A 21,887-nucleotide genomic window follows, 5' to 3' on the forward strand; every position below is an offset into this window, starting at 1 on the left:
CAGCCCCCGATCAGGATTCGAAGCCAAGTGGCAGATACTTCTCTACGTTCTCCTTGGTAATGGTCTCGGACGCCAGTGTGATCGACTGCGGCACCTGGTTCTCCACCAGGTCACTCATTCCCTTGCCCTGAGCGATCAGACGTGCGAGTTTGATCGCCGACGAGGCCATCGTGGGGCTGTAGGTGACGGTGGCCTTGAGCACCGACGTGCCGCCCTGGATCTCCTTCATGGCGTTGGCAGAGCCGGCGCCGCCCACCATGATGAACTCGTCGCGGTTGGCCGCGTTGATCGCGGCGAGCACGCCGATGCCCTGGTCGTCGTCGTGGTTCCAGAGCGCGTCGATCTTCTTGTGCGCCTGGAGCAGCGAGGCGGCCACCTCGTTGCCGGTCTCCACGGTGAACTGGGCGTCCTGCTTGGCCGTGACCTTGAACCCGTACGTCTTCAGCGCGTCCTCGAAGCCCTTGCTGCGGTCCTGGGTGAGCGGCAGCGTGGCGATGCCCTGGATCTCCACGATCACCGGGTCGGCGACGCCCTTGTCCTTCAGCGCCTTGCCGATGAAGTGGCCGGCCGCGACGCCCATGCCGTAGTTGTCGCCGCCGACCCAGGTGCGGTAGGCGAGCTTGTCGGGGAAGACGCGGTCGAGGTTGATCACCGGGATGCCGGCGGCGGTGGCCTGCAGGGCGACCTGGTTGAGCTGCTGGCCGTCGTTGGGCAGGATCACCAGCGCGTTCACCTTGGCCGCGATGAGCGACTCGACGGCGGAGATCTGCTGGTTGATGTCGTTGGTGGGCTCGACCGGCTTGAACTCGACGTCGGAATACTGCTTGGCGGTGGCCTCGGCGTTCTTGGCGATGGCGGCGATCCAGCCGTGGTCGGCCGCCGGCGCGGAGAAGCCGATGACCACCTTGGTGCCCGGCTGGTCGTTGCCGCTGGCCGCCGGAGCGGGCGCGGGGGCCGCGCTGGAGGCGGTCTCGGCCGGCTCGTTGCTGGTGCAGCCGGCCGCCAGCAGGACGGCGCCGCCGACGAGGAATCCTCTGCGCGCGACTTTGTTGCTCATGGTGCTCTCTCCTTCAAGTTCCGCCGCTGGAGAAGGACGGCGACGACGATGATCAGACCCTTGGCGATCAGCTGGTCACTGGTGTTGAGCCCGTTGAGGATGAACAGGTTGGTGATGAGCGTGAAGATCAGCAGACCCAGGATCGAGCCGATGATCGTGCCCCGGCCGCCGGTCAGCAGCGTGCCGCCGATGATGACGGCCGCGATGGCGTCGAGTTCGTACAGGTCGCCGTGAGTGGACGAGCCCGTGGTCGTCCGGGCCATGATGAGGACCGCCGCGATGCCGCACGTCAGCCCGGACAGCGCGTAGAGCAGGGCGGTGTGCTTGCGGACGTCGATGCCGGCCAGCCGGGCGGCTTCCGGGTTGCCGCCGACCGCGTAGGTGCGGCGGCCGAAGGTGGTGCGGTTGAGCAGGATCCAGCCGAGCACCACGACCAGCGCGAAGACGTAGACCAGCAGCGGGATGCCGAGCACCCGGGTGGTCGACAGGTCGACGATGGCCGAGTTGCCGCTCTGGATGAGCTGAGTCTTGCGATCGGACATGCGCTGGGCCAGGCCGCGCGCCGCCACCAGCATGGCGAGGGTGGCGATGAACGGCACCAATCGCCCGTAGGCGATGAGCAGCCCGTTGACCAGCCCCGCGCCGGTGCCGACGAGGACCGCGCAGAGCACCATGACGAACGGCCCGAACTCCTGTGTGGCCACCGTCGTCGCCCAGACCGAGGCCAACGCCATGATGGCGCCGACCGACAGGTCGATGCCGCCACCGATGATCACGAACGTCGCGCCGACGGTGATGACGCCGATGGTCGCGGCCAGCGTGAGGATGTTGACCAGGTTGGTGCCGGTCGCGAAGGTATCCGGCCTGGTGACCAGGCCGACGACGATCAGCAGGCCGATCGCCACCAGCAGGCCGAGGTGGCGGGCCTCGCCGAGCATGTTCAGCGGGTTGCGTGTCGCCGCGCCCGGCGGCGCGGACCCGCCTGTCTCCGGGACCGCCGCCGGCGGTCTTTTGGGGTCGCTCATCAGGCCGCTCTCCCATCCATGATCATGTCGAGTACGCGGTGCTCGTCGAGTTCGCCGGCGTCCGCCTGGTGGATGACCGTTCCTTCACGCAGCACCAGCACGCGGTCGGCGAGGCCGAGCACCTCCGGCACTTCGCTGGAGACCAGCAGCACCCCGATGCCCCGGTCGGCCAGGTCGCGGATGACCGCGTAGAGCTCGGCCCTGGCGCCCACGTCCACGCCCCGGGTCGGCTCGTCGAGCAGGAGCAGCTTGCGGCTGCCGAGCAGCCAGCGGGCCAGCACGGCCTTCTGCTGGTTGCCGCCCGACAGGTTCTTGATCGGCCGTTCGGGGTCGGGTGGCCGGATGTCCAGCGCCTTCACCAGCCGGTGCGCCTCGGCCCGCTCGCGGGCGCGGTTCATCCAGCCGAGCCTGGCGAAGCTCGGCAGGCTGCCCAGCGTGATGTTGGCGGTGATGCTCTGGTCCAGGAGCAGGGCCTGGGCCTTGCGCTCTTCGGGGGCCAGGCCCATGCCGCGCTTGACGTTGCCGACGACGCTGTGCCGTACCTCCTCGCCGGACAGCTGGACCACGCCGGAGGCGGGGCGGGCGCCGTACACCGCTTCGAGGATCTCCGAGCGGCCGGAGCCGACGAGGCCGGCCAGCCCGACGATCTCGCCCGCGCGTACGGAGAAGGACACGTCGGCGAACGCGCCCGGCGAGCTGAGGCGCTCGACCTTCAGCACCTCCTCGCCGGGCGGGCGCGCCGCCCTGGGCGGGAAGACGTACTCGACGTTCCTGCCGGTCATCAGCGAGACGACGTGCGAGGTGGCGGTCTCGCGGGCGGGCAGGCCGACGGCGACGGTACGGCCGTCCTTCAGCACGGTGACCCGGTCGCCGATCTCGCGGATCTCCTCCAGCCGGTGCGAGATGTAGACGACGGCCACGCCCTGTGCGGTGAGCTCGCGGATGATCCGGAAGAGGTTGTCCACCTCGTCGTGGGCCAGCGCGGCGGACGGCTCGTCCATGATGATCAGGCGGGCGTCGTGAGAGAGCGCCCGCGCCATCGACACGACCTGCTTGGCCGCGGCCGGCAGCCGTCCCACCTCGGTGGAGGGGCGGAGCTCGCCGTGGCCGAGCCGTTCCAGCACCTGGCGGGCGGCGCGGTTGGCGGCCGACCGGTTGACGAAGCCGAGCTTGGCGTGCTCGTGGCCGAGGAAGATGTTCTCCGCCACGCTGAGCCCGTCCACCAGGTCGAGTTCCTGATAGATGGTGGCGAAGCCGAGCCTGATGGCGTCGTTGGGGCTCGACGGGCGCACCTGCGCGCCGTTGAACTCGATGGTGCCCTCGTCCGGCTGGTGAACGCCGGCGAGCACCTTGATGAGCGTGGACTTGCCGGCGCCGTTCTGGCCGAGCAGGCAGTGCACCTCTCCTGCCCGCACGTCCAGATCCACCCCGTCCAGTGCGCGCACACCCGGGAACTGCTTGACGATCCCTCTCATGACGAGCATCGGATCCCCTCTCAGGCGTTGACGATGCGGTTGACGTTGTCGGGCGACAGATAGTGCTCGATGGCGAGCATCCCGGCGCCCAGCGCCGCGGCGTTGATCCCCATCCGGCTCGGCACGATCGACAGATGGTGCGTGGCCAGCGGCAGCGACCTGCGGTAGACCGTCTCCCTGATGCCCGCGAGCAGATGCTCGTGGACCCGGGACAGGGCGCCGCCGATCACGATGACCTCGGGGTTGAAGAAGTTGACCAGGCTCGCGAGCACCTCGCCGATGAGCCGGCCCGCCTCTCTGACCAGCCGTAACGCCTGGGTGTTCCCGGCCTGGACGAGCGCGACGACGTCGGCTCCCGTCTCGGCGGCGATGCCGAGCTCGGTCAGCCTGCGCGCCACGGCCGCTCCGCCGGCCACGGCCTCCAGGCAGGCGCTGTTGCCACAGCGGCAGCCGGCGGCGTCGTGGCCGTTGACCCGGATGTGGCCGATGTCGCCGGCCGAGCCCTGCGCTCCCCGGTGCAGCCTGCCCTCGGCCACGATGCCGCAGCCGATGCCGGTGCCGACCTTGACGAAGAGCAGGTGCTGAGTGTCGGCGAAGGCGTTGCGCTGCTCGCCCAGTGCCATCACATTGACGTCGTTGTCGACCAGGACGGCGGCGTCGGCGAAGTACTCGGGGATGGGGTAGTCGTTCCAGCCGGGCATTATCGGCGGGTTGTTGGGCCTGCCGGTGGCGTACTCGACCGGGCCCGGCACGCCCATGCCGATGGCCCGCAGCGCCGAGCGGGGACGTCCGGCCTCGGCGAGCAGCCGGTCGAGCCGCCCGTCCACGTGCGCCAGGACCGGCTCAGGGCCGTCTCCGATGAGCAGCGGGTCCTCACAGGAGGCCAGCACGTCGCCGGACATGTCCATCAGCGCGATCCGGCAGTGCGTGGCGCCGAGGTCGACCCCGGCGAAGGCGTGCTGCTCGGTGTGCAGGCGGAGCTGGCGGGGCGGGCGGCCTCCGGTGGACTCGCCGCTCTCGGTCTCCTCGACGAGGCCGCGCTCGATCAGTGCGTCGACTCGCTGGGCGATCGTGGACCTGGCGAGGCCGGTGAGCCTGGCGAGGTCGGAACGGGTCGTCGCGAAGCCTGCGCTGATGAGCGTCAGCACGTCGCCGGGCGAACCCGGAGCGGAGGTCATGCCGAGACAATAAGATCGCACACCTGGCAATACAAGAGTCCAGAGCGACCAAACTCCGCTGACTTATGTCGATAATCGAACAAACTCCGTTTTGTCAGGACTTAGCGGACAGGAAAGGGCGGTGGTCCACCGTGGGGTGGGACCGCCGCCCTCGCGCCTGACCTGCCGCTTGAGCAGGGCTTTCCGGCCCTCGCCGCTAGAGCATCGCCTTCATCGAGTCGGCCGCCGTGAGCACGTAGGGCTGCTCGGCCATGACCGACTCCCAGTTGTCCGCCACCGCCTCCGGCGTGAGGTCGTCGCCCTTCCAGCCGGGCCCCTCGGCCACGAACACCCGCGCCACCCGGCCACCGCCGACGCTGAACACCTCGCCGGTGACCTCGCAGGAGTCGTGCACGAGGTAGGCGACCAGGGCGCTGACCCGCTCGGGCGAGAACTTGGCCTCGAACTCGGCGGGCAGGATCGCCTCGGTCATCCGCGTCCAGGCGATGGGCGCGATGGCGTTGGCCTTGATGCCGTTGCGCGCGCCCTCGATGCCGATGGTCTTGGTCAGCCCGACCAGCCCCATCTTGGCGGTGGAGTAGTTGGCCTGGCCGAAGTTGCCGAACAGGCCCGCCGGGCTGGAGGTGTTGACGACGCGGCCGTAGCCGGCCTCCTTCATGTACGGGTAGGCGGCCTGGCTGACCAGGTAGGAGCCGCGGACGTGCACGGCCAGCACGTTGTCGAAGTCCTCGACCGTCATCTTGCCGAACGATTTGTCACGCAGGATGCCGGCGTTGTTGACGACGATGTCGATCTTGCCGAACGCGTCGACGGCGGCGGCCACGATCGCCCTGGCGCCCTCCGGGGTGGCGACGTTGTCGGTGCTGGCGACGGCCTGGCCGCCGTTCTTGGTGATGAGCTCCACCACGTCGGCGGCTGGTCCCGCCGAGGCGCCGGTGCCGTCGAGCGCGCCGCCGAGGTCGTTCACGACGACCTTCGCGCCCCGGTCGGCCAGCAGTAGCGCGTGCGAGCGGCCGAGACCGTGCCCGGCCCCCGTGACGATCGCGACCCTGTCATCGAAGCGAAGCATCGAACCTCCCACCAGGCGAACAACATTCTAGTACGAGCACCATAACCCGAGCGGGAGGCAACGTGACTGATCGTCGCGGATAGTGATCGACCGGGTCTTTCTCTGCTAGAGTTCTGGGCTCGCACGGGCGGCGTTCCGTCACCACCATCCGCCCTCCACCCCCGGGCCGGGAGGCCGGACATGCCTATTCGCGTGGTCCAGTGGGCCACCGGCGCCGTCGGGCGCTATGCGCTGCGCAGCGTGATCGACAGGCCGTCGCTGGAGCTGGCCGGGGTCCTCGTCCACGACCCGGACAAGATCGGCAAGGACGCGGGCGAGGTGGCCGGCTCAACCCCCACCGGCGTCGTCTGCACCGGCGACTCCGGCCGGATCATGGCCATGGACGCCGACTGCGTGCTGCACATGCCGCTGCCCGCCTCCTACTTCGGCCCCGACCGGGCCGCCGACCTGAAGACCATCTGCGCCCTGCTGGCCTCGGGCAAGAACGTCATCACCACCACCGGCTTCGTCTATCCCAAGTCCTACGGCCCCTCCGTCGTCGCCAGCATCGAGGCCGCCTGCGACCAGGGCGGCACCACCCTGCACGGCACCGGGATCAACCCCGGTTTCATGAGCGACTTCCTGCCGCTGGCGCTCACCGGGCTGTCCGATCGGGTGGACCACATCTATGTACGCGAGTCGTCCGATCTCCGCGGGCACCCCTCACGCCAGGTGGTCGTGGACCTGATCGGGTTCACCCGCTCGGCCAGGGACTACGCCACGATGATCCGGCCCTTCAGGGCGTTCCAGCGCATGCTCTTCGCCGAGAGCGTGCACCTGGTCGCCGACGCGCTGGACGTACGGCTGGACGAGGTGGCGGAGACCGACGAGTTCGAGGTGGCCGCCCGCGCGTTCGAGATCGCCGCCGGGCCGGTGCGCGAGGGCGCGGTCTGCGCCTCCCGCTGGGTCTTCTCCGGCCTGGTGCGCGGCCGGCCCTTCATGACCGTCGAGGTCGTCTACAAGGCCGACGCCGCCCAGACCGGCCGCTGGCCGGAGCCCGGTTTCGCGCTGCACATCGAGGGCGTGCCGCAGATGTCGGTGGCGGTCGAGGAGGTCAGCCACGGGCTCGCCGCGGCGGCGGCGCACGCGGTCAACACCATCCCCGCGGTCTGCGCGGCCCCGCCGGGCATCCGCACCCTGCTGGACCTCCCGCTCCCGACCGGCCGCGGCCAGATCCGGCTGGCCTGAAAGCGGCCGTGGACGGGATGCCGGCCCTCAGCCCGGACCCTCCCTCAAGCCCGGACCCTCCCTCAGGTCAGGACCTCCAGGTCAGGACCCCCAGGTCAGGGTCCTCAGGTCAGGGCTCCTTCCCAGGCGGCGAGCTGAGGGCTGACCTGGTCCGCCCAGTGGGCGAGGCGCTCGCCGCCGGGCAGCTCGGACTCCAGCAGGGCCAGGCCGGGGGTGGGCACGAAGGCGCCGAGCTCGACCAGCAGCGGCCGGAAGTGCACCTCCACCGCCAAGGCGTGCCGGGCGTCGCCCATGACCAGGATCGGCAGGGCGGCCGTGCCCGAGAGCGCGCCCGGCGGAAGCCGGTCGACGAATGCCTTCAGCAGCCCCGTGTACGTCGCCTTGTAGGTCGGACTGGCCAGGACCGCGATCCGGGCATCCGCGAGCTGCTCGAGCGCGAGCTCCAAGGCCGCGTGCGCGCCGGGGCGCAGGAGCACCGGCGCCAGGGCGGACAGATCGACGACCTCCCGGGCGCCGGAGTGCCCCAGCCGGGCCGCGACGGCGTCGGTGGCGGCCACGGCCGCGTCCAGGGTCCGCGACCCCGCACGCGGGTTGCCCACCACCGTCACGATGCTCATGAGGCCACCGCCGATGCGGGGAGGTGGCGCCTGTCAGGGCTCATGCGCTCGACGGTACGCAGCCGGGTCCACCAAGTCAACATTTCCTACAGGGTTTACATGGAATGCCAGATCTCCTGGTCGCCGAGCACGCGGTGGACCCGGCCGCGTGACTCCAGCCACACCAGGTGCGCCAGCGTCTCGTTGTTGGCCGCACGCCGCATGAAGGGCGGGATCGTCTCCCAGGGTCGCGACCACGTCAGCCTGGTGGCCAGCTCCCAACAGGTCACCCCGGCCGACCCGGCGATCACCCGCTCGATCTCGGCCAGCCGGTCGCCGTGGTGCTCGATCACGTAGTCGACCCGCTCCCGCAGCTCCAGGAACCGGTACTCGTGCGCGGGCAGCACCTCCTCCACGTCCAGCTCGCGCACGGTGGCGAGCGCGTCGAGGTAGTCGGCCAGCGGGTTCGGCGGGGACTGCGGGTGCACCGCCACCATCGGCGTGATCTTCGCCAGTACGTGGTCCCCCGAGAACAGCAGCTTCCTGGACGGCGAGACGAAGCACAGGTGCCCCGGCGAGTGGCCGGGCGTCCAGACGGCCCGCAGGTCCCATCCGGACAGGTCGAGCCGCTCACCGTCCTCGATCAGCCGGTCGGGCTTGGCCATCGACACCATGTGCCTGATCATCATGGACGCGCCCGCCAGCTCGTCCAGGGTCTGCGGGGGCACGCCGCACCGGTCGAGCAGCGCCCGCTCCCTGCTCACCAGCGACTCGATGGCGCTGTCGTCGTAACGCTCGCGCAGGAGGCTCGCGTCGGCCTCGTGCAGCCCGATCCACGCGCCCGACATCTCACGCACCCGCCCGGCCAGGCCGTAGTGGTCGGGGTGGATGTGGGTGACCAGCACGGCCTTCACGTCGGTGATCGCGTAACCGGCCACGCCGAGCCCGGCGACCAGCGCCTCGTAGGCCTCGTCGGTGTTCCACCCGGCGTCCACGATCGCCACGCCGTCGGCCACCTCCAGCGCGTAGACCAGGACGTACCGCAGCGGGTTCACCGGGATCGGCACCGGGATCGACCACAGGCCGGGCCGTACCCGCTCCACTTCCGGGATCTTCCCGCCGATCCACGCCGCACGCTGGTCTTCATTGGACGGGGTCACCACGAACTTAGCCATGCGGGAGATTCTGCCCGTAGTTCTGGAACGATGTTCTACGGGGGTCGCGGAACGTACCCGAGATCACAGCGTCAGACGGGGCGGCCGGACTCCTCCGGGACCACCGCGCGGCCCGCGAGCGGCATCCGGACGAACAGCAGGGCCGAGGAGAGCGCCACCACGGCGGCGATCCCCCACGCGGCGGCGATTCCGGCCTGGGTGGCCAGGGCACCGAGAGCGAGGTTGGCCAGCGTCCCGCCGGCCTGCAAGGAGAGCGAGCTCGACGAGGTGACGGTGGTGCGCTCGGCCGCGGAGACCGCGTTGTGGGTCATCTCCAGGCACAGCAGGCCTGTCACCGAGATGCCCAGGAACAGGACGACATAGGCCAGAGCCGCGCTCAGCAGCCCGGCAGCGCCGTCGAGCCCGGCCGTCGCGGCCAGCGAGCCGACCGAGAGCGCGCTCAGCACCGCCCCCGCGATCGCGCCCCTGGCCGAGCCGCCGGCCAGCCGCGCCGCCCGGGGCGCGAGCGCGCTTCCCACCGCGCTGCCCGCGAACCCGAGCGCCGCGACGACGGCGTACGCCAGGCTGCCGCGCTCCGCCGTACCGGCCAGCTCGGCGAGCCGACCGGGCGTGAGCAGCTCGATCGCCGTCAGCACCACGCCGGAGCTCACGGCGGCGAGCATCAGGCGGCGCAGCACCCCGTCGCCCGCCGCGAGGCGCACGCTCGCGGCGACCGTGGCGGGCACCTCGCGCAGCACGCTCGCGGGCGACCTGCGCGGATGCGGCGGCTCGGGCAGCGCGAGCAGCACCACGACGAGTAGCAGCACCGCCGCCAGCGCGCCCACCAACGGCGGCGCCGCCAGGGGGAACATCAGGCCGGGCGGCACCAGGAGCGGCAGGCCGCCGCCGACGAGGACGCCGAGGCAGAGCGCCACGGACTCCATGGCGCCGCCCCTGGCCAGCCCCGGTTTCAGGTCCGCGTCCCGGCCTCGCAGGCCGTGCAGCGTGTCGACGTACCAGGAGGCCGCCGGGCCACTGGACAGGGCCCTGGCCACCCCCTTCAGCACGCCGCTCACCAGGAACATCCAGAAGGTCGTGGAGACGCTCATCAGCGCGAGCCCCGCCACGGTGAACACGGCCGAGGCGGCCAGCACCACCCGCCGCCCCACGACGTCGGCGAGCCCGCCGGTGGGCAGCTCCAGCCCCACGGTGACGAGGGAGAAGACCGTCACCACCAGGCCGATCTGGGCCAGGCTGAGCCCCCTTCCGGTCATCAGCAGCACCATGGCGGCCATCGTCAGGCCCACGGGCAGCCACGTCAGGAAGCTGACGAGCATGTAGCGGTGTAACGCCGAGCGGGCGGTCATCGGCCCTCCCCCGGCTCCTCGGCCTCCTCGGCCTCCTTCCCCTCCCCGGCCTCCTCGGCCGCGTGGGCGCGTGGGTAGCCGCCCACCCAGAGGTGGACCTGCTCGGCGTCCGGGGCGCCGGCGTGGCGGGCGGTGACGTCCTGGACCAGCTCCTCGATCCGTTCCATCAGCTCCAGCAGCGCCGAGGCCGGCAGCTTGACCAGGTGGTCGCTGATGCCCGCGGCCCGCAGCCACTCGGCCGGCCACTGCGCGACGTCGTAGTCCTGGACCGCCTGCTCCAGCACCGCCACCTGGCGCAGCTGCATGATCTTGACGGCCTCCTGCCCCTCGGGCGTCTCCGACATCTGGTCGGTGTCCCAGGAGGTGTAGCGGTGCCGGGAACGCCACCGGCGCTCGCGGCCGTCGCGCTGCTCGGGGTCCTCCTCGATGAAGCCGAACTTGGCCAGCTCACGCAGGTGGTAGCTGGTCGAGCCGGAGCTCTCGCCCACCCTGCGGCCGAGCTCGCTGGCCGTCGCGGGGCCGTCGGCGCGCAGCAGGGCCAGCAGGCGCACCCGCAGCGGGTGCGCCACCACCTTGAGCACCCGCGGGTCGCTGATCTTGAACGCTTCCTCCATACACCTCACGATAGACCGCAAAGACAATTTTGCAAAGAGAATTCTGCGAATTCTGGACTCGTAAACTGGAGGGATGCTTGACGACATCTGGGTGGACGAAGCCGTCTACGCGCTCCGTCCCGACTTCGCCGTGCTCGTGATGACCGCGCGCGGCCTGCGTAACGGCCCCACCGACGACTGGTCGCGCGCCCTGCTGGCCGAGGCCGCCGAGCGGGCCCCGCAGCCCGAGAAGATCGACGCCTGGAAGGACGCCTACCGCGCCTTCGGCGCCAAGCCGCAGCGAACCCGGCCGTCCGTCGACGCACTGACCCGCAGGCTGCCCCTGCCGGAGATCAACCAGGTGGTCGACGCCTACAACGCGGTCAGCGTGAAGCACGCGCTGCCCATCGGCGGCGAGGACCTCGACCGCTACACCGGCCCCGCGCGGCTGATCAGGGCCGTCGGCGACGAGGCCTCGGAGGAGGCGCTCGGGCAGCCGGAGCCGGGCGAGGTGATCTGGCGCGACGACACGGGCGTCACCTGCCGCAGATGGAACTGGCGCCAGGTGGCCCGCACCCGGCTCGTCGAGGAGACGACCAACGCCCTGTTCCTGCTGGAGCGACTGGAGCCGATGTCGCTGGAGGAGCTGAAGGAGGCCGGCGAGGAGTTGGCCGACCTGCTGACACGGCTCTCACCGGAGGTGCGCGTCGCCACGCGGCTCATAGCTGGAGGGAACTAAACCTCGCGCCTTACTGTTGATACCAAACGGTGACGTAACGACGTACACCTGTATTGACTAGGGGGGCGTGACCTCTTTGAACAGTCCTGAGAGGATCGGGCGTGGCGCCATAGCCTCCCGGGCGCGCGCCGCTGGTCCATGCGAGTAGCCTTGGACAGGTTCTCTAACATCAACGCCGATCTGCGGAAGAGGGCGATTTCCGCCGTGTCGTCTGAGTCGTCGCGGACAAACCCGCTGGCAAGCTTTGGTCAGAACGAATGGCTTGTCGACGAGCTGTACCAGAAGTATCTCCAGGACCCCGAGTCTGTTGACAAGGCCTGGTGGAACTTCTTCGCTGACTACAACCCTGACTACGGACCGGGCCGCACCCCGGCCAGGGAGGCGGCGAACGGCACGGCAACCGCGCCCGCACCCGCCAAGGCACCGCCGAAGGCGGCGCCTGCTCCCCCTAAGCCTGCGACCGACCAAGTGCCTGCCGACAAGCCCAAGCAGCCCTCCACTCCGGTGCCCAAGGGCGCCGAAGAGATCAAGCTGCGCGGGGCGGCGGCTCGCACAGCCGCCAACATGGACTCCTCGCTGTCGGTCCCGACCGCGACCAGCGTCCGGGCCATCCCGGCCAAGCTGCTCATCGACAACCGCATCGTGATCAACAATCACCTCAAGCGGGGTCGCGGCGGCAAGGTCTCCTTCACGCACCTGATCGGTTACGCGATCGTCAAGGCGCTGCAGGCCATGCCGGAGATGAACTTCTCCTTCACCGAGGTCGACGGCAAGCCGACCCTGGTCAAGCCCGCGCACGTCGGTCTGGGCCTGGCCATCGACGTGCAGAAGAGCAACGGCGAGCGCCAGCTGCTCGTGCCCAGCATCAAGGGCGCGGAGGAGATGGACTTCCGGCAGTTCTGGATGGCCTATGAGGAGGTCGTCCGCAAGGCTCGCGCCGGCAAGCTCGGCGTCGACGACTTCACGTCCACCACGATCTCGCTGACCAACCCCGGCACCATCGGCACCGTCCACAGCGTGCCGCGCCTGATGCCCGGTCAGGGCACGATCATCGGCGTGGGCGCGATGGAATACCCCGCCGAATACCAGGGCGCCTCCCCCGACACCCTCTCGCGCCTGGCCGTCTCCAAGGTCATGACGCTGACCAGCACCTACGACCACCGGATCATCCAGGGCGCCCAGTCGGGCGACTTCCTGCGCACGATCCACCGGCTGCTGCTCGGCGAGGACGGCTTCTACGACGAGATCTTCGAGGCACTGCGGATCCCGTACGAGCCGGTCCGCTGGGTGCGGGACATCTCGGCCTCGCACGACGAGGACGTCGCCAAGTCCGCACGCGTGATCGAACTGATCCACGCCTACCGGGTGCGCGGCCACCTCATGGCCGAGACCGACCCGCTGGAGTACAAGCAGCGTAAGCACCCCGACCTCGACATCCAGTCCCACGGCCTGACGCTGTGGGACCTGGAGCGCGAGTTCGCCACCGGCGGCTTCGGCGGCCGGGCGCTGATGAAGCTCCGCGAGATCCTGGGCGTGCTCCGTGACTCCTACTGCCGCACCGTCGGCATCGAGTACATGCACATCCAGAACCCCGAGGAGCGGGCCTGGATCCAGGCCCGGGTCGAGAAGCCCTACTCTCCCCCCGCACGTGACGAGCAGCTCAACATCCTGAGCAGGCTCAACACCGCCGAGGCGTTCGAGACGTTCCTGCAGACGAAGTTCGTCGGCCAGAAGCGCTTCTCGCTGGAGGGCGGCGAGTCACTGATCCCGCTGCTCGACTCGGTGATCAGCGACGCGGCCGACGAGGACCTCGACGAGGTCGTCATCGGCATGGCCCACCGCGGCCGGCTCAACGTGCTCGCCAACATCGTGGGCAAGTCCTACGCCCAGATCTTCGGCGAGTTCGAGGGCAACCTCGACCCGCGCACGGCGCACGGCTCCGGCGACGTCAAGTACCACCTCGGCGCCACCGGCACCTTCACCGCGCCCAGCGGCAAGACCATCAGCGCCTCCGTGGTGGCCAACCCCTCGCACCTCGAGGCGGTCAACCCGGTGCTGGAGGGCGTCGTCCGCGCCAAGCAGGACCTGCTGGAGCGCGGCGAGGAGGGCTTCACGGTCCTGCCCGTCCTCATCCACGGCGACGCGGCCTTCGCGGGCCAGGGAGTCGTGGCCGAGACGCTCAACCTGTCGCAGCTGCGCGGCTACCGCACCGGTGGCACCGTGCACGTGGTGGTCAACAACCAGGTGGGCTTCACCACCTCGCCGGCCTCCTCCAGGTCCTCGGTCTACGCGACCGACGTGGCCCGGATGATCCAGGCGCCGATCTTCCACGTCAACGGCGACGACCCCGAGGCCGTGGTGCGCGTGGGCGAGCTCGCCTACGAATACCGCAGGACGTTCCGCAAGGACGTGGTCATCGACCTGATCTGCTACCGCCGCCGCGGCCACAACGAGGGCGACAACCCCGCCTTCACCCAGCCGCTGATGTACGACCTGATCGACGCCAAGCGCTCGACCCGCAAGCTCTACACCGAGGCGCTGATCGGCCGGGGCGACATCACGGTCGAGGAGGCCGAGTCGGCGCTGCGCGACTATCAGGCCAAGCTGGAGCAGGCCTTCACCGAGACCCGCGAGGCGGCCAAGAAGCCGCTTGAGGCGGGCGCGATGCGGGTGCCGCCGACCGAGGTGGTCAAGTGGTCCCACGACGACACGCCCACCGCGATCACCGACGAGACGCTCAAGCGCATCGTCGACACCCAGCTCAACCTGCCCGAGGGCTTCACGCCGCACCCGCGCCTGGCGCCGGTGCTGCAGCGCCGGGGGCAGATGGTCGAGCAGGACACGATCGACTGGAGCATGGGCGAGACGCTCGCGTTCGGGTCACTGCTGATCGACGGGCATCCGGTCCGCCTGGTCGGCCAGGACTCCCGGCGCGGCACGTTCACCCAGCGGCACGCCGTGCTGGTGGACCGGGTCACGGGGGCTGAGCACACTCCGCTCAAGACCTTCAACCAGGGCACCACGAAGTTCTACGTCTACGACTCGCTGCTCAGCGAGTTCGCGGCGCTGGGCTTCGAGTACGGCTACAGCGTGGAGCGTCCCGACGCCCTGGTGGCGTGGGAGGCGCAGTTCGGCGACTTCGTCAACGGCGCCCAGACGATCATCGACGAGTTCATCTCGTCCGGTGAGCAGAAGTGGGGCCAGCGTTCGGGGGTCGTGCTGCTGCTGCCGCACGGCTACGAGGGTCAGGGTCCCGACCACTCCTCGGCCCGCATCGAGCGGTTCCTGCAGGTCTGCGCGCTGGACAACATGACCGTCGCGCAGCCCACCACGCCCGCCAACCACTTCCATCTGCTGCGCTGGCAGGTGGAGTCCGGCAGGCACAAGCCACTGGTGGTCTTCACGCCCAAGTCGCTGCTGCGGCACAAGAAGGCGACCTCGAAGGCGGCGGACTTCACCACCGGCACCTTCCAGCCGGTGATCAGCGACAGCACGGTCGACCCCGCCAAGGTCACCCGGGTGGTGCTGTGCTCCGGCAAGGTCTACTACGACCTGCTCGCCGGTCGCGAGGCCTCGGGCCGCGACGATGTCGCCATCGTCCGTATCGAGCGGCTCTACCCCTACCCTGCGGAGGAGCTCAACGCCGAGCTCGCCCGCTACGGCTCGCAGGCCGAGCTGGTCTGGGCACAGGACGAGCCGATCAACATGGGGCCGTGGCCCTATCTCGCGCTCAAGCTGGCGGAGGACCCGCAACTGCTGGACGGCCGCCCGCTGCGGCGCGTCTCCAGGCCCGCCAACAGCTCGCCCGCGGCCGGCTCGCACGCCGCCCACGACGCCGAGCTCGAGGAGATCCTGAAGCAGATCTTCGGCTGATCCGAGCACGACCCCGGTGAGCCCCCGCCTTCTGGCGGGGGCTCACCGCGTTCACCGCGCGGCGGACCCGTGCCAGGTGCTGGCTAAAGTTTGAGGTGGCACAGGATATTCATGAATGGAGCACGATGTACTTCACCGACCGGGGGATCGAGGAGCTGGTCGAGCGGCGGGGGCAGGAGGAGGTCAGCCTCCTGTGGCTGGGCGAGCGGCTGCGCGAGTTCGTCGACCTGAACCCCGAGTTCGAGACTCCGGTCGAGCGGCTGGCCACCTGGCTCGCCCGGCTCGACGACGAGGACGAGGACTGACCTCTGCCCGCAGACGCGATACATCTTGAGTTTTTCACAGACGCGACATATCGTGTCTTCTATCGGGACGTATCGCCAGAAGGGCGGAAATATGCAGCAGTGGACGATCGAGGGGCCCGAGCAGCTCACGTTCGGGCCGGTGGATGCCCTTGACGTGCGGATCGTCGCCGGGAGACTGGCCGTGCTGGCCAGTGACGGCCCGCCGACACTCGAAGTCACCGAGTTCGACTCGGGCACCCCGCTCCTGGTGACCTACGACGAGGAGTCCAGAGAGCTCAGCGTCACCTACAAGGACCTCACCTGGGACGGCCTGCTCGGCTGGCTGCGACGCGACCGCCGCAGGACCGTGGCCACCCTCACCGTCCCCCGGCACTGCACGGTCAACGCCGGCGTCGTCACCGCCTCCGCCGTGGTGGCCGGGTTCGAGCGGGTGACACAGGTCAGAAGCGTGTCCGGGGAGATCGTGCTCGACGGCGTGAGCGGCGAGGTGAGCGCCACGACCGCCTCCGGCGACGTCGAGACCCGGGCGATGGAGGGCGACCTGTCGTTCAAGAGCGTCTCCGGCGAGCTCACGGTCGCCGGCGGCACCCCGCGCAGGCTGCGCGCCAACACCGTCTCCGGGCGCATCACCGCGGACCTGAGGCTCAGACCCACCGGCCATGTGACCCTCCACAGCATGTCCGGCGCCATCCTGGTCCGGCTGCCGGAGAACTCCCAGGCGGACGTGGCGGTCAAATCCACCTCAGGCCGGCTGGTCAGCTCGTTCGACGAAGTGTCCAAATCAAGCGGTCCCGCCACGAAGTCGATGACGGGCCGGCTGGGCGGCGGCATGGCGTCCCTCACGGCCACGACCGTCTCCGGCGACGTCACCCTGCTCAAAGGGGAGAAGCAATGAGCCCTGTCTTCGCTCACGGCCGGCTCCGGCTGTATCTGCTCAAGCTGCTGGAGGAGAGCCCCCGCCACGGCTACGAAGTGATCCGGCTGCTGCAGGACCGCTTCCTCGGCGTCTACTCGCCCTCCCCCGGCACCATCTACCCCCGCCTGGCCCGGCTGGAGGAGGAGGGCCTGGTCACCCACGAGGTGATCGACGGCAAGAAGGTGTTCTCCATCACTGACAAGGGCCGCGCCGAGCTCAACGCCCGCCTCGACGAGCTCGACGACCTGGAGGAGGAGATCTCCGCCTCCGTCCGCGACATCGCCCGCGAGGTCAAGGAGGACGTACGGGACACCGTCAAGTCGCTCCGCGAGGAGCTGACCCGGATGGCCAAGGACGTCCGCACCGGCGGCCGCGACCAGAGACAGGACTTCAAGCGGCTCAAGGACGAGCAGAAGCGCCAGTGGAGCGAGCACGCCCAGCAGTGGCAGGGCCAGGGCGAGCGGCTCAGCGAGGAGTGGCGCAGGATCTGGGCCGAGGTCTGGAGCACGGTGGGCGGGGCGCCCGCGAACCGGGTCGACCTCGACAACGAGCTCGGCGAGGCCCTGGCCGACTTCGTCGCCCGGGTGCGCGCCGAGGCGTCGGACTCCCACATCACCCGGGAGAAGCTCGACGAGCTGCGCGCCACGCTCGACGAGGCCGCCGCCCGGCTCAGCGACACCCTCCGGTCATGATCCGCTACGGCCTGCGCCCTCCGGTGCAGCGCCTGGTCCCCCAGCGGCGGAACCAGGCGCCCACGGCCGAGCCGGCCACCGCACCCGAGGCTCCCGGCGAGCACGACCGGCGATCATCCCGCACCGCCCCCACACCCGCGGGCGCCGGCTGACCTGCGCGCTCGTGAAGACGTTCAGTTCGTGAAGATGATTTTGCCAAAGATGTCGCCCTCGTGCAGGGCCGCGAAGCCGTCGCGGGCCTCGGTCAGGGGCAGCGTCCTGTCGATGACCGGACGCAGGCCGGTCTGCTCCAGGAAGACGGCCAGGCGCTGCAGCTGGTCGCGGGTGCCCATGGTGGAACCGGCCACGGACAGCTGCAGGAAGAAGACCCGGTTCAGGTCGGCAGCCGGGGCCGCGCCGCTGGTGGCGCCGCAGACCACGATCCGACCGCCCGGCTTGAGCGACTTGAGGGAATGATCCCAGGTCGCCTGGCCGACGGTCTCCATGACCGCGTCCACCCGCTCCGGCAGCCGCGCGCCCGGCTCGAAGACCTGGTCGGCGCCCAGTTCCTTGGCCCGCTCCCGCTTGGCCTCGGACCGGCTGGTCGCCCAGACCCGGTAGCCGGCCGCCCGGCCGAGCGCGATCAGCGCGGTCGCGACCCCGCCGCCCGCCCCCTGGACGAGCACGGTCGCGCCCGGCTCCAGCCCGGACTTGTCGAACAGCATCCGGTACGCCGTCAGCCAGGCCGTGGGCAGGCACGCGGCCTGCTCGAAGCTCAGCGCGGCCGGCTTCGGCACAAGGTTGCGGCGCGGCACGGCCACCCGTTCGGCGAAGGTGCCGTCGTGCAGCTCCGACAGCAGCGACCGCTTCGGATCCAGCGTCTCGTCGGCGCCCGTGCCGATCACGGCGTGCACGATGACCTCGTTGCCGTCCTCGTCCACGCCGGCCGCGTCGCAGCCGAGCACGATCGGCAGCCGGTCCTGCCTGATGCCCACGCCCTTGAGCGTCCACAGGTCGTGATGGTTGAGCGCGGCCGCCCGCACCGAGACGGTCGTCCATCCGTCGGGAACCTCAGGCTCAGGGCGCTCGCCGAGCGTCAGCCCGGCGAGAGGGTTGTCGGGATCGGTCTGTGTGGCGGTAACGGCGAACATGGCCGCACCTTACTTCAGCGGCCTCACTTCAGCTTGACGCGGATCTCGTCGAGTGCGGCGGTGACGAAGCCGTCGTCGCCCGTGGCTCCGATGCGCACGCCGCCCCTGCACACGTCCCTGACCGCGCGCCCTTGCCATCTGCCCCGGCGCGGCGGGGTCCTGACCTCCGCACAGCCAGGGGTCGGGATCAGCATCACCATGTCGCTGGCGCCGCCGCCGAACCAGAGCTGTGGCCCGACCGGATCCCCCATCGCGATCTCACCCGGCCGCGCCATCCGCATCCTCACCGTGCCATCCGCGTCGGATCCGGTGCCCGTGGGAGCATCCTGCGCTGACAGGATCAGGTAGCCGTCGTCGGTCACCTTCCCGCGTAACCTCTCGGCCAGGGCCACCCGGTCGTCGAAGTCCAGCCCCTGCCAGCGGTCGTACATCGCCACCCGCCACGGCCCGAACGCGAACAACAGCACCTGCCCGTACGAGGCGCTGCCGGATTGACGCGGCCACAGCGTGACATTGGGGGCGAACTTCCTGATCGGCTCCCCGCCCTTGGTCACCTCGATCTCGCCGTTGTAGGGGGCGACGAGCTGCCGGTAGCGGCCGTCCACCCACACGCCGTGGAACGGCCGCGACCCCAGCCGGTCGAGGTTCAGCTCGGCGGGATAGCGCACCTCGGCCCGCTGCCCGTCGGGGAAGACGACGTCCAGGACCTCCATGTCGCCGTCGACCACCGCGCGTGCGTGGACCACGTTCGGCGCGTTCGTCACCCTCTCCAGCCTGCTGGGGCTCGGCCCGCTGTCCGTACTGGTGCGGGACGAGCTGGGGAGCGGCTTCGGCGCGGGCTCGGCCACCGGTTCGCGGCTGCTGAGCAGCCCGATGACCGGCACTCCCACCAGCACCAGGACGACCGCCAGCCCGATCCACCGGCGGGGACGCCGGCCGCCCGCCTCGATGACATCGAACTGCTCGGTCACGACCAACCTCGCCAGTTATGGGGCTTATGCCGTGATCCCAGTTCAGTTGAGCGGGGACCGCCAGCGCAACCCCTCGAACCTGGCGAAGTCCTTGTCGCAGGTTACGAATTCACAACCATGCTCGATGGCGAGCGCCGCCAGATAGGCGTCGGGGATCAGATTGCCCGTCGCCCCGGCTTTCCTGGACAGGCGGGTGAAGATCTCCCAGTGCCGGTCGTCGGCGTCGACCACCGACGCGTGCGGCTGGTTGCGGTAGGTCTCCGCGAACTCCAGGGCCCGTTCGAGCGGGTCGGGGTTCACGTAGATCTTGCGGTTGGTCACCGTGCGGATGAATCCGTTGACGACGAAGTCGCTCACGGCGTAGCTCGACTCACCGTTGATCAGCGTCTCGACGAAGGCGTGATAGCGATGGCGGTCCTGCGCTTCCGGCCGGAACGCGTTGACGAGGACGTTGATGTCAAGAAGCAGCATCACGCAACGCCCCGTATCGCTCCATGTCGTCCAGGTCGTAGATGATGTGCTCCAGTTTCTCACCGGCGTCGAGCCTGACCTGGACCCACGGGTGGAAGCCCGCCTCCTCGCCGGACAGGGGTAGGTCGATCGGGGGACGCTCCGCCACTTCGGTGGAGCGGTTCATGAGCTGCCTCAAGGCATCCTCCATCACTGAGTTGAGACTGCGTCCGTTTCGTGCCGCGTACGCCTTCGCCTCGTTGAGGAGCGTTTCGTCGATGCGCACCGTGGTCCTCCGCATGACTCCAGCGTCCGCCGCTGACATAAAAATGTCAACAGCAGATAGTAACCACGTCGTCACAATCTTTGCAGCCTCTTTACAGCCTCACCAACTCGCCACATTGACCTTCCCGTCGGTCGCCAGCTCGACCGGCTGCCCGACCAGCTCGCGGGACTCGGCGTCGGCCATCAGCTCCTGCAGGGTCACCTGGGCGTACGCTCGCCCGCCCGATGGCAGGTCGACGACGAGGATGCCCTTCTGCGGCGCCCCGTCCCTGTCGTGCGCGACCGTGTAGCCGGCCACCACGGCGGGCCCCTCGCAGGCGGCGACGATCGGCACCGGCTCGGCGGCGAACACCGGCTCGCCGTCTCCGAGCGTGCCGCCGGGCTCGGTGGACCAGACGGCGTAGGTGTGCTTGGTCAGGTGCATGCCGACCCCGGTGACCAGGCCGTGGCCCCGCCGCGCGAGCAGCCGGGCGGCCATCGTGGCGGTGGAGTGGAGCACGTAGTCGCTGGCGGGACCGCCGGCGTACGGCAGGCCGCCGGTGACGGTGAGCCCGCGCCGGTCCATCGGGTCGAGCCCGATGGCGTCACAGGCCTGGCGCAGCGCGATGGCGAAGCAGCTGTAGAGGTCGAGCGCGCCCATGTCGTCCAGGCCGAGACCGGCGCGCGCGAACGCCGTCGTCGCCGCCGTGGCGATGGCCCGCGACGAGCCGAGCGCGGGCCGGGCCGCGACCTCCCAGGTGTCCTCGGCGTAGGCCCAGCCGCGCAGGTAGAGGCGCCGGTCGGGCGGGACGCCGAGCCGGTCGGCCAGCTCGGTGCTGGCCAGGATGACGGCGGCCGCCTGGTCGACCTCCATCACGGCCACGGTGTTCCTGGTGTACGGCCAGCCGACGAACCGGTTGCCCGTCACCAGCTCCTCGGGCGTGCGAGGGGTACGCCGCCAGGCGTGCGGGTTGGCGGCGGCCACCTCGGTCATCGGCGCCATCATGCGGCCCCGGTCGCGCATCTCCTGCTCGATCGAAAGGCCGTGCGCCGCCCGCCGGGCCGTTTCCATGATCGCGTAGGTGTGCACCGGCAGGAACAGCTCGTGCGCGAGCTCGGCCGGATGTGGCGGCCGTTCCCAGCCGTAGGGCGGTTTGGGGTGGGCGGCATGGCTCCACGGCACCCGCTCGCCGGCCTGCCGGTAGGCGCGGCGGGTGGCGAGCGCCTCGGCTCCGGCGATCAGGGCCGAGTCGAGCTCCCCCGCCGCGATCCGGGACGCGGCCGCACCGATGAGCACCTGCGGCGCCGTACCGCTGACCTTGGAGTAGGCGCGGTGGCGCGGGGTGGCGCCGAGCCGGTCGGCGAGCCGGCCGGTCGGGGAGTCGTACTGCCAGGAGTCGGTGTACACGATCTGGATCGAGTCGAGGCGGTCCACGGGGAGCAGGGCTTCGCGGGCGGCGGCGCGCGCCGTCTCCTCCCACAGGTCGAGCGGCTCGGGGCCGGGCTGCCGACGGACCGTGCGCTGGGCGGCGCCGATGAGGCAGGGGGTGCGTGGATCCATGCCACCCATCTAATCAGAATAATATTCTGTCGATGGTGAGTGGCTTTTGATAATCAGTGTTACCACTGTTGCCGGCGATGACGACAGCCCTTCCCACCTGGGCGAATGCTTTTTAGTAATAGCTGAGATTCGACGGTTTAGCGCACGGGACGAAACCGTTCCATGCTTTTTCCTGTCGCTTCCTGGCCGACCGGTCGCGCCATTCAATAACGTTCCGATCGTTTTCCTGGCCCACCGGGGCACAG

21 protein-coding genes are annotated in these 21,887 nt (G+C 69.9%); 7 read left to right on the forward strand and 14 right to left on the reverse strand.

Going from position 1 to position 21,887, the window contains the following annotated elements:
• Positions 1 to 10 precede the first annotated feature (10 nt).
• The 5 genes from ACTMTF_RS30370 to ACTMTF_RS30390 all read right to left on the reverse strand — a co-directional run bounded on the left by ACTMTF_RS30370 (position 11) and on the right by ACTMTF_RS30390 (position 5,804).
• Positions 11 to 1,057, reverse strand: a complete 1,047-nt coding sequence (locus ACTMTF_RS30370) for a substrate-binding domain-containing protein (protein ID WP_441113739.1) — start codon at positions 1,055 to 1,057, stop codon at positions 11 to 13.
• A complete protein-coding gene (locus ACTMTF_RS30375; RefSeq protein WP_397005288.1) occupies positions 1,054 to 2,082 on the reverse strand; it encodes an ABC transporter permease in 1,029 nt (342 codons plus the stop codon). The genes ACTMTF_RS30370 and ACTMTF_RS30375 overlap by 4 nt, the downstream gene beginning before the upstream one ends.
• Positions 2,082 to 3,566, reverse strand: coding sequence for a sugar ABC transporter ATP-binding protein (locus tag ACTMTF_RS30380; protein WP_441113740.1), 1,485 nt, complete (start codon positions 3,564 to 3,566; stop codon positions 2,082 to 2,084). Before ACTMTF_RS30380 ends, ACTMTF_RS30375 begins: the two co-directional genes overlap by 1 nt.
• An 11-nt stretch (positions 3,567 to 3,577) precedes the next feature.
• Positions 3,578 to 4,735, reverse strand: coding sequence for an ROK family transcriptional regulator (locus ACTMTF_RS30385; RefSeq protein ID WP_441113741.1), 1,158 nt, complete (start codon positions 4,733 to 4,735; stop codon positions 3,578 to 3,580).
• A gap of 196 nt (positions 4,736 to 4,931) precedes the next feature.
• Positions 4,932 to 5,804, reverse strand: a complete 873-nt coding sequence (locus ACTMTF_RS30390; protein ID WP_397005293.1) for an SDR family oxidoreductase — start codon at positions 5,802 to 5,804, stop codon at positions 4,932 to 4,934.
• Between the two features lie 180 nt (positions 5,805 to 5,984).
• Between ACTMTF_RS30390 and ACTMTF_RS30395 the strand changes: the two genes are divergently transcribed.
• Positions 5,985 to 7,031: an NAD(P)H-dependent amine dehydrogenase family protein gene (locus ACTMTF_RS30395; protein ID WP_441113742.1), complete on the forward strand. Its 1,047-nt coding sequence runs from the start codon at positions 5,985 to 5,987 to the stop codon at positions 7,029 to 7,031.
• A 104-nt stretch (positions 7,032 to 7,135) separates the two neighbouring features.
• On the opposite strand, the gene ACTMTF_RS30400 is transcribed toward ACTMTF_RS30395, so the two are convergent.
• From ACTMTF_RS30400 to ACTMTF_RS30415, 4 genes are all read right to left on the reverse strand, one after another.
• The gene (locus ACTMTF_RS30400) at positions 7,136 to 7,648 is read right to left on the reverse strand and encodes an NADPH-dependent FMN reductase (protein ID WP_441113743.1); all 513 of its coding nucleotides are present in this window, start codon (positions 7,646 to 7,648) and stop codon (positions 7,136 to 7,138) included.
• Positions 7,649 to 7,743: 95 nt separating this feature from the next.
• Positions 7,744 to 8,802, reverse strand: coding sequence for an MBL fold metallo-hydrolase (locus tag ACTMTF_RS30405; RefSeq protein WP_441113744.1), 1,059 nt, complete (start codon positions 8,800 to 8,802; stop codon positions 7,744 to 7,746).
• A gap of 71 nt (positions 8,803 to 8,873) precedes the next feature.
• Positions 8,874 to 10,148 carry an MFS transporter gene (locus ACTMTF_RS30410; protein ID WP_441113745.1) on the reverse strand — a complete coding sequence of 425 codons (1,275 nt, stop codon included), beginning with the start codon at positions 10,146 to 10,148 and terminating at the stop codon, positions 8,874 to 8,876.
• The gene (locus tag ACTMTF_RS30415; RefSeq protein WP_441113746.1) at positions 10,145 to 10,762 is read right to left on the reverse strand and encodes a winged helix-turn-helix domain-containing protein; all 618 of its coding nucleotides are present in this window, start codon (positions 10,760 to 10,762) and stop codon (positions 10,145 to 10,147) included. Before ACTMTF_RS30415 ends, ACTMTF_RS30410 begins: the two co-directional genes overlap by 4 nt.
• Positions 10,763 to 10,835: 73 nt before the next feature.
• Here ACTMTF_RS30415 and ACTMTF_RS30420 point away from each other — a divergent pair, with 73 nt between their 5' ends.
• The 6 genes from ACTMTF_RS30420 (at position 10,836) to ACTMTF_RS30445 (ending at position 17,418) form a co-directional block, all read left to right on the forward strand.
• Entirely contained in the window at positions 10,836 to 11,480 is a 645-nt protein-coding gene (locus ACTMTF_RS30420; RefSeq protein ID WP_397005305.1) for a B3/4 domain-containing protein, read from the forward strand.
• A 204-nt stretch (positions 11,481 to 11,684) separates the two neighbouring features.
• Positions 11,685 to 15,353 carry a multifunctional oxoglutarate decarboxylase/oxoglutarate dehydrogenase thiamine pyrophosphate-binding subunit/dihydrolipoyllysine-residue succinyltransferase subunit gene (locus ACTMTF_RS30425; RefSeq protein ID WP_441113747.1) on the forward strand — a complete coding sequence of 1,223 codons (3,669 nt, stop codon included), beginning with the start codon at positions 11,685 to 11,687 and terminating at the stop codon, positions 15,351 to 15,353.
• A gap of 125 nt (positions 15,354 to 15,478) precedes the next feature.
• Entirely contained in the window at positions 15,479 to 15,658 is a 180-nt protein-coding gene (locus tag ACTMTF_RS30430) for a DUF6104 family protein (protein WP_189136413.1), read from the forward strand.
• Between the two features lie 91 nt (positions 15,659 to 15,749).
• Entirely contained in the window at positions 15,750 to 16,553 is an 804-nt protein-coding gene (locus tag ACTMTF_RS30435; protein ID WP_441113748.1) for a DUF4097 family beta strand repeat-containing protein, read from the forward strand.
• Positions 16,550 to 17,266 carry a PadR family transcriptional regulator gene (locus ACTMTF_RS30440; RefSeq protein WP_397005311.1) on the forward strand — a complete coding sequence of 239 codons (717 nt, stop codon included), beginning with the start codon at positions 16,550 to 16,552 and terminating at the stop codon, positions 17,264 to 17,266. Before ACTMTF_RS30435 ends, ACTMTF_RS30440 begins: the two co-directional genes overlap by 4 nt.
• Positions 17,263 to 17,418: a hypothetical protein gene (locus tag ACTMTF_RS30445; protein ID WP_441113749.1), complete on the forward strand. Its 156-nt coding sequence runs from the start codon at positions 17,263 to 17,265 to the stop codon at positions 17,416 to 17,418. Before ACTMTF_RS30440 ends, ACTMTF_RS30445 begins: the two co-directional genes overlap by 4 nt.
• A gap of 21 nt (positions 17,419 to 17,439) precedes the next feature.
• On the opposite strand, the gene ACTMTF_RS30450 is transcribed toward ACTMTF_RS30445, so the two are convergent.
• The 5 genes from ACTMTF_RS30450 to ACTMTF_RS30470 form a co-directional block, all read right to left on the reverse strand.
• Positions 17,440 to 18,396 carry a zinc-binding dehydrogenase gene (locus tag ACTMTF_RS30450; protein ID WP_441113750.1) on the reverse strand — a complete coding sequence of 319 codons (957 nt, stop codon included), beginning with the start codon at positions 18,394 to 18,396 and terminating at the stop codon, positions 17,440 to 17,442.
• Between the two features lie 23 nt (positions 18,397 to 18,419).
• Positions 18,420 to 19,367, reverse strand: a complete 948-nt coding sequence (locus ACTMTF_RS30455; RefSeq protein ID WP_441113751.1) for a hypothetical protein — start codon at positions 19,365 to 19,367, stop codon at positions 18,420 to 18,422.
• A gap of 42 nt (positions 19,368 to 19,409) precedes the next feature.
• A complete protein-coding gene (locus ACTMTF_RS30460; protein ID WP_441113794.1) occupies positions 19,410 to 19,838 on the reverse strand; it encodes a type II toxin-antitoxin system VapC family toxin in 429 nt (142 codons plus the stop codon).
• Positions 19,825 to 20,103 carry a hypothetical protein gene (locus ACTMTF_RS30465; protein ID WP_441113752.1) on the reverse strand — a complete coding sequence of 93 codons (279 nt, stop codon included), beginning with the start codon at positions 20,101 to 20,103 and terminating at the stop codon, positions 19,825 to 19,827. The genes ACTMTF_RS30460 and ACTMTF_RS30465 overlap by 14 nt, the downstream gene beginning before the upstream one ends.
• A 99-nt stretch (positions 20,104 to 20,202) precedes the next feature.
• Entirely contained in the window at positions 20,203 to 21,642 is a 1,440-nt protein-coding gene (locus tag ACTMTF_RS30470) for an acetyl-CoA synthetase (RefSeq protein WP_441113753.1), read from the reverse strand.
• Between the last annotated feature and the right edge of the window lie 245 nt (positions 21,643 to 21,887).

The sequence above is a fragment of the Nonomuraea sp. ZG12 genome, assembly GCF_052068115.1.
GTDB lineage: Bacteria > Actinomycetota > Actinomycetes > Streptosporangiales > Streptosporangiaceae > Nonomuraea.